At 65.4% G+C, this 7,594-nt stretch carries 7 protein-coding genes; 3 read left to right on the forward strand and 4 right to left on the reverse strand.

Annotated features, from left to right (window positions below):
• The 4 genes from EN742_RS16995 to EN742_RS17010 all read right to left on the reverse strand — a co-directional run.
• On the reverse strand, positions 1-479 hold a 479-nt coding region (locus EN742_RS16995), incomplete at its 3' end, for an AAA family ATPase (RefSeq protein ID WP_148670131.1).
• Between the two features lie 19 nt (positions 480-498).
• Complete coding sequence (locus tag EN742_RS17000) at positions 499-1,944, reverse strand: DUF5691 domain-containing protein (RefSeq protein WP_128333052.1); 1,446 nt, start codon at positions 1,942-1,944, stop codon at positions 499-501.
• Positions 1,941-3,341 carry an SWIM zinc finger family protein gene (locus tag EN742_RS17005; RefSeq protein ID WP_126056087.1) on the reverse strand — a complete coding sequence of 467 codons (1,401 nt, stop codon included), beginning with the start codon at positions 3,339-3,341 and terminating at the stop codon, positions 1,941-1,943. The genes EN742_RS17000 and EN742_RS17005 overlap by 4 nt, the downstream gene beginning before the upstream one ends.
• 143 nt (positions 3,342-3,484) lie before the next feature.
• Complete coding sequence (locus EN742_RS17010) at positions 3,485-4,876, reverse strand: transaminase (RefSeq protein WP_245487720.1); 1,392 nt, start codon at positions 4,874-4,876, stop codon at positions 3,485-3,487.
• A 157-nt stretch (positions 4,877-5,033) separates the two neighbouring features.
• Between EN742_RS17010 and EN742_RS17015 the strand changes: the two genes are divergently transcribed.
• The 3 genes from EN742_RS17015 to EN742_RS17020 all read left to right on the forward strand — a co-directional run.
• A complete protein-coding gene (locus EN742_RS17015; RefSeq protein ID WP_128333053.1) occupies positions 5,034-5,801 on the forward strand; it encodes an IclR family transcriptional regulator in 768 nt (255 codons plus the stop codon).
• Between the two features lie 258 nt (positions 5,802-6,059).
• On the forward strand, positions 6,060-6,227 hold the full coding sequence (locus EN742_RS38165) for a hypothetical protein (RefSeq protein WP_189375389.1): 168 nt from the start codon (positions 6,060-6,062) through the stop codon (positions 6,225-6,227).
• A 95-nt stretch (positions 6,228-6,322) separates the two neighbouring features.
• Positions 6,323-7,594, forward strand: a 1,272-nt coding sequence (locus EN742_RS17020; protein WP_245492339.1) for an MFS transporter, incomplete at its 3' end; no start/stop codon positions are given.

Raw genomic sequence — 7,594 nt, forward strand, 5'->3', positions numbered from 1 at the left:
ATGCGCGTCAGCTCTTCCAGGCGGCAGAGCTTGCCTTCCTGCATGGCGCGGTACAGCGGCGTCGGCACAAGCGCCTCCTGGCTCGGGCCCTTCGCCAGCAACTGGGCATAGTTCCAGCCGTAGCGGATCTGGTTCTCGTCGGTTCCGGCGGTGCACTGCACGATCAGCTTGGAATTGCCCATGATGGCGCCGGCGAGATGTTCCGAAACCCAGGATTTCGCCGTTCCCGGCACGCCGAGCAAAAGCAGAGCGCGATCGGTCGCGAGCGTGGCCACCGCCGTTTCCATCAATTGCCGGCGGCCGACATATTTCGGCGAAATCACCGTGCCGTCGTCCGCCTTGCCGCCCATCAGATAGGTAAGCACGGCCTTCGGCGACAGGCTCCAGCCGGCGGGCTTCTGGCGGTCGTCGCCGCGCGCGAGCGCCTGCAGTTCGGCGGCATAGACCTGCTCGGCCGGAAGGCGGATGGCTGCGTTCATGCGATCATCTCCGGGTTGATCATCTGTTGGATTGGGAAGGCTTTTCGGCCAGCGCCGCGTTGATCCGCAGCAGGCCGAGCGATGGGGATGCGGGCGGCAGGCCGGCGGCGACGACCTCGCCGATCAATTTCTCCGCCGTCGCCGCCGTGGCGAGAAAGCCTATGGCCTCGAGATACTGCTCAGCGCTTCGTTTCATGACGTCGTTGTCGCCCGAGACGGCGGAGCGCAGCGCCGAAAGCGTCTTGCCTTTTGCGAGGTCGCCCCATTCCAGCCAGCCTGCTTCGGCGCCTTCGACCTGATTTAGCGCGTGCAGATTCTGCGCGTCATTCAGGATCTGACTGATCAGGAGACGCTTCCTGCCGCCGTCCAAACGCAACATGAGTTGGAGGACGAGAAGCGCCAGCTTGCCGCCTTCGGCGACAAGCATATCCGCCAAACAGGCCACCGCCGCATCGCTGCCGGACACCGAGACCATTAGAACGAGAAAACGATCGGCATTGTCATCGACGCCGAATTGCCATGCGCCGATGAATTCAGGCTCTGTCTTGCCGAAGCGAGCGACAAGATCGCCGAGGTAGCAGGATGCGAACAAGTCGGCGCGACGGGCTTGTTGCGCAGGCGACTTGAGTTTTGTCGGTGCGTAGGTGGTGCGGCGGCGAATGAAGCCGGATTTACCTTCCTCGATGAAAGCGGCAAGCTCGGCTGTCGGATCTTCCGACCCGCCATCAGCCGGATTGCCATGCTCTCCCAACCTTGCCAGGAGCCGGCCGGCCATTTCGCGCACCTTGCCCGAGCGATCGGCGGACAGGCTCTTCAGGAACGGCACGTCGTCGGCACCCAGGCCGAAGCGCATGAGTTCGACGAGCGCTAGCCTGACCTCCGCCGGCTCGCTGGCCCCTTTGGTCTCGATAAGCGTTCGCGCCAAGGCAGGTGTGGTGCGCCGCAAATCGATCAGTGCGGTACGGCGCGCCGCGGGATAGAAATCATCCCAGGTCTCCGCAGTCAGTTGCTCGCGCCGGGACTGTTTCTCACCGTCCGCGCCTGCCTGCCAGTCGACCCAAGGGGCATAGACCTCGGGACTTTCCTGATCCGACGCAGCGGGCATCCAATCCATCGGATGCAGCACGAAGCCGCGGCTGGCGACGAGCGCGGCCACGCGGGTCTTGAGCCTCACTTCGGCTGCATATTTCAATGCAGCACGCAGCAACGGCCGCAGCCGTTCCGGGAGCGTCGGCATGGCCAGCACCGGCAGCGGCGGACGGCGTTTCAAGGTTTTCGCCGCCGCCGGCCGAAGCGCGACATCGAGCGCCTGCGCGGCAATGGCCAGCAGCCGCCTCTGCTGCTCGTCCGGGCTGGCCGCAGCCGCCACTTCCTTCCATTCGGCAGGGGCAAGTTCGAAAGCGGCGCCGCCGGAAATCCAGCCGTCGCGCAACCTTGCCAGCCCTGCCTGCTCGAGTTCGTTCACGACAGATCGAGCCTCCCCATATTGCTCTGCGACGCAAGAAGCTCGAGCCTGGCGCCGTTCCAGAGCGCCGCCGTGGCTGCAAGCTCGAGGCCGAGCAATGTCTGGTTGACCGATCCCGCGACAGGCAGGGCAATGCCGTGCGGATCGCCCGCAGCCTGCCACCAGGCGCCTTCCTTCTCGTCCAGCGCGATCGCGCCGGCAGGCAGGATGACCGGGCAATCCGACAGCCATGGCGCGCCGTCCTGGAAGGCGGCATAGGCGGCAAGCGGATCGCCGGCTGCGTCCGAGCCGAAGGCTGGCCAAGCGCCTGGTGCCGAATCACCGAGCCGTTCCACGACCAGCGCCCGTAGCGGATTGCGCGATGGATAGAATACGAGCTTGGCCTTGAAGCGATCTCCCGGCGCGAAGGCGCCGGACCGGCGCCCGGCCGAAGCCGGGAAGAAATCGAGCAGAACGGCAAATCGCGGCGCCGGGCTCTTCAGATCGAGCAGCCATGTCGCATGGCTGACAAGCCCGTCGCGGCGGGTTTCTATCTTCTCGCCGAGCACCTCCCAATCGCTCTCGACCTGAACGGCGTCGGGGTTGGCGAGGACCTGCTCGCGCGTCTCAGATGTCGACACAAGTCGTTTCAGCTCGGGATCATCGGGCGTGGCGCGCCAAGCCTTGGCGAGCATCACCAGCTTGCCGAGCTCGCGGATCGCGGCATCCGGCTTCTCCTCGCCGCGCAGCGCCATCAACCGCGCCGGCAACTCGTCGACGCGGCCGGCAAGCGCTGTGGCCTTGAGGTCGACCAGCCGGGCTGCAATGCGGCGGCAGCGCTCGCTGCAGGCATCGACGAACCCGGCAAGGCCGAGCCGGAGCTGGTCGGCTATCCATTGATCGAGCTCGTCCAGCGCTGCCGCCACGGCGCTTCGCGTGTCCTCGGCCCGCTTGCGCTGTGCCGCCTCGCGGCGTTCAGCGGCCACGGCATCTTCGACCGGAGCGCTCTGCTCGGGCCGCGATGCCTCGTCGATGCTTTTGCCTTCCGAGTTTGCCGCCGCCTGCGTCGCTGGCTGCCCGGGCCGGCGGCGCCGGCCGAGCCAGTCGTTGACCCAATCCGGCGTCTGCTCGACGCGATCGAAGCTGGCCGGCGCGGTGGCGCCGATCCACATCAGCCCCAGTATGTGCTTGCACGGGAATTTCCGCGACGGACAGGTGCATTTGTAGCCATGGTCGCCGGTATCGAATGCTACACGGTAGGGATTCGATCCCGAGCCCTGGCATTCGCCCCAGATGAGCCCCAGTTGCTCATTTGTCTCGAGCCGAGGCCAGTTCGACCGCTTGGTCAGCTTCGAGGCGGCGCTGAGCGAGGCCTGGTCAGGGGCAAGCGCTTCAATGGTTTTCAGGTCCAGTTGCAAGCCGCGCCTCTCATGACCCCGAAGTATGATTCCGCGACGATAGATAGCCGTTTGCGGCGCGCTGGTGTAGCTCCAGCCTCCGCAAAGTTAATTCCTTGTCTAACGTTCGGTTTCCTGATCAGGCTGGGCCGGTAATGTCGGCTTCAGACGACCCCCGCGCCGCGGACGAGATCGACGAAGCGGGCAAAGACTTCCGTGTGGCGGTCGACGTCGGCCGGCGACGTCGCCGGACACATCAGGAACATGGTGTGGAACGGCGTCACCAATATGCCCTCGTTCATGTAGAAGGCATGCAGCAGCGTCTCGAGGTCGCCGCGCCGGCCGGCAATGACATCGGCGCCGTTCGTCGGCGGTGCGGGCATGAACATGATCTCGGCGCGGGCGCCGACCTGCGTCACATGCCAGGGCAATCTGCTGGCGCTGATGATGCCGCGCGCGGCTTCGGCCAGGCGCGAGGCATTGGCGATCATGACCTCGAAATTGGCGGGGGTCAGCACCTCCTCCAGCACCGCGCGCATGGTGGCGACGGTCAGCGCATTGCCGGCGAGCGTGCCGCCGATGCCGAGATGCGCCGACTGGCGCACGCGCGGATTGACCATCGGCACGATCGCCCACAACCGCTCGGCGATCTCCCGCGAGACGCCGAAGACGCCGGCCGGGATGCCGCCGGCAATCGCCTTGCCGGCAACCAGCATATCCGGCTCCAGCCCGTGCTGAGCGGTGTAGCCGCCCGGCCCGCTGGAGATGGTGTGGGTCTCGTCGATGATCAGCACCGTGCCGGTGCGGCGGGTGATCTCGCGCAGCGCCTGGTGAAACCCGTCGGCGACCGGAATCATGCCGAAATTGGTCATCAGCGGCTCGGTCAGCACGCAGGCGACGTCGCCAGCTGAAAGCGCCTCCTCCAGCGCCGCGACGTCGTTGAACTCGACAACCCTGGAGACGGCGGAATGGTCGACGCCGTTGGGATGGATCGTGTTGCGCAGGCCGACGCGGCCGTCGCGGATCTCGACATGCGCCTCCTCGACGCCGCCGTGATAGCAGCCGGAGAAGACCAGCACCTTGTCGCGGCCGGTGATTATGCGGGCAATGCGGATGGCGCCGCGATTGGCGTCGGTGGCCGAGGTGGTGAGCGTCCAGTAAGGCAGGCCGAAGCGGCGCGTAAGCTCTGCGCCGACCCAGAGGCTGTCCTCGGTCGGCAGCATCATCGTGGTGCCGTTCCGCAACTGGCGAAGGGCGGCGCGGGTGACCGCCTCCGGCGCATGGCCGCACATGCCGCCGGTGTCGCCAAGGGCGAAGTCGACATAGTCGTGGCCGTCGATGTCGCTTATGTGGGCGCCGCTGGCCGACGCCGCATAGACCGGGAAACCGCCGGCCCAGCGGCGCATCCAGTGCGAGGGACCGCCATAGAGGAAATGCCTCTTGCCCTCTTCCCACGCCGCCGCCGAGCGCGGGTGGGTTTCGAGGAAGCGCTGTTGCTCGCGGTCGAGCAGGTCGCCGGTTGTCTTTGAATGCAAAGCGTTTTTGGCAGCCGTCACGGGGCGAAGCCTCCCTTGTGTGCCGTCAGTTGGGCACAAGATGATTTTCTTGTCGGTTCACTATTTGAACCATCGTTTTGCATGTTATAGACAAACTGCAGGCTACCTCGGCTGCTGTCAAGTTAATTCACATGCGAACTATCTTGGAGAATGCATCATGAGCACGGTGGGCAAGGCGGTCTCGCTGCTGGAGCTGTTCACGCTCGACGAGCCGGAGATCGGGCTGTCCGACCTCGCCCGCAAGGCCGGCCTCGACAAGGCGACAGCCCGGCGTTTGCTGATGGCGCTCGCCAACCATCGGCTGATCGAGCAGGAGCCGCAAAGCCGCCGCTACCGGCTGGGCGCCGGCCTGTCGCGGCTGGCCCGCATCCGCGACGCGCATTTCCCTTTCGTGCGCGTGGCGGCGCCGGTGGCGCGGGAGCTGTCGCTCGAAACCGGCGAGACCGTGCATCTGTCGGAGTTCAGCGCTGGCGCGCTGCTCACCGTGCATGTCGAACTGTCGGCGAAGGCCAACCGCGTCAATGTCGACGTCGGCCAGATCCTGCCACTGCACGGCACGGCCTCCGGCATCGCCTTCCTCGCCGCGTCGCGGCTGCAAGTGGTCAGCGCCTATCTGGAGAAGCCCTTGCAGGCCTTCACCGCGCATACGGTGACAGGACCGGACACGCTGGCCAAAGCCATCGCTTTTGCCGCCGCAAGCGGCTATTCGCGTAGCTCGCAGGGCTATGAGGAAGGCGTGCACAGCATCGGCGCCGCGATCCTCGGCGCCGACGGCCAACCGATCGGCGCGCTGGCGGTGGCGTCCCCCGTATCCCGCGTCGACGATGCGGTCGCGGCCAAACAGGGCGAGGCTGCGGTCACGGCGGCGCGCCTGATTGCGGCACGGCTACCGGCGAGGCGTGACATCCCGCATCGGCGAGGCTGAACTCGCCATACTCGCGGCTGCCGCTCATTGGTCGCGGTCGCCGAACCAGGCGAAGCCCCCCTCTTGTCGCCTTCATTTGAAACTTTGAACGTTGTTCACTTTTCTTTTGAACGCCGTTCACAATGTGCTATATTGCGTTATGAACATCGTTCATGGAAAATGGGCGGCGAAGAGGATGACGAAGCCTGCTGATTGTATCCGGCCCTGAAACCAGCCAGCGCCGACCCGGCTTAACCCTGAAACGAAAGGATCATATCGATGGCCATCAACAGCTATGTTTCCAACCAGTCGAGTGCCTGGAAAACGTCCATCGCCATCACCAAGACGCTGCGTGACGCGGAGGAAACGGGCCGGTTCATCAACAGGCTGCAAGGCGCCAAGACCGAAAAGCTGATGATGGATATCAACCGCAGTAACGAAGTTTAACCGGCTTCCCGCTTAAAACGAGGCTCAAACCGCGCAAGCAACCGCTGACCGATCCATCTCGGATTGCTCGATGGCCTTGCCCAATGGAACTTGCCATGAACACCCATCTGATGATGTCGCGGCGCTTTGCGCCTCTCTTCTGGACGCAGTTCCTGTCCGCCTTCAACGACAACTTCCTGAAGAACACGCTGGTGTTCCTCATCCTCTTCACCCTTGCCGCGGACCAGGCGGCGTCATTGGTGACCTTGGCCGGCGCCATTTTCATGGCCCCCTTCCTGCTCTTGTCCGCGCTTGGCGGCGAGATCGCCGACCGCTTCGACAAGGCTTTCGTGGCGCGCAGGCTGAAGTTCGTCGAGATCGGCGCCGCCTTGCTGGCCGTAATCGGCATCGCGCTGTCGTCCATTCCGGTGCTGCTCACGGCGCTGTTCCTGTTCGGCGTGATTTCGGCGCTGTTCGGCCCGATCAAATACGGCATCCTGCCCGATCACCTCGAGCGCAAGGAACTGCCGCGCGCCAACGCCTGGATCGAGTCGGCCACCTTCGCCGCCATCCTCGGCGGCACCATCGCCGGCGGCGTCGTCTCCGCCGACGGCATCGGCGTTGCGGTGTTCGGACCGATCATGATGGCGCTTGCCGTCGGCTGCTGGCTCGTCAGCCGCTACATCCCGGCGACCGGTGCGGCCGCGCCGAACCTGGTGATCGACAAGAATGTCCTGCGCTCTACCTGGCGTCTGGTCAGCGAATTGCGCACCAACCAACGCATCTGGCGGGCGGCGCTGATGGCGTCCTGGTTCTGGCTGGTCGGCGCCATCGTCCTTTCCATCCTGCCAACCCTGGTCAAGAATTCGCTCGGCGGCACCGAGATCGCCGTGACCGCCTATCTGGCGGTCTTCGCGGTCGCCGTCGCCATCGGCTCGGCCATCGCCGCCTGGATGTCGCAGGGACGCATGGTGCTGTTGCCCGCCCCTGTCGGCACCGCGCTGATGGCCGTGTTCGGGCTGGACCTCGCCTGGAGCGTGTGGGGCCTTCAGGCCTCCGCCCAGGCGCAGACGCTCAGCGCCTTCTTCTCTGGCCCGAACACCATCCGAGTCGCCATTGATCTCGCCGGCCTGGCGATCGCCGGTGCCTTCCTTGTCGTTCCCACCTTCGCGGCCGTGCAGGCCTGGGCGCCGGAGGACCGGCGCGCCCGTGTCGTCGCCGCGGTGAATGTCGTCAGCGCCGGCTTCATGACCCTCGGCGGCGGCATCGTCGCCGCCATCCAAGGCGCTGGCGTCTCGATCGCCGGCGTGCTGGCCGGCCTTGCCGTGGTCAATGCCGTCGCCGCCTGGCTGATGCTGAAATACCTGCCGACGAATCCTTTCCGCGAT

The organism is Mesorhizobium sp. M4A.F.Ca.ET.020.02.1.1 (assembly GCF_004022645.1).
In the GTDB taxonomy this organism is placed as follows: domain Bacteria; phylum Pseudomonadota; class Alphaproteobacteria; order Rhizobiales; family Rhizobiaceae; genus Mesorhizobium.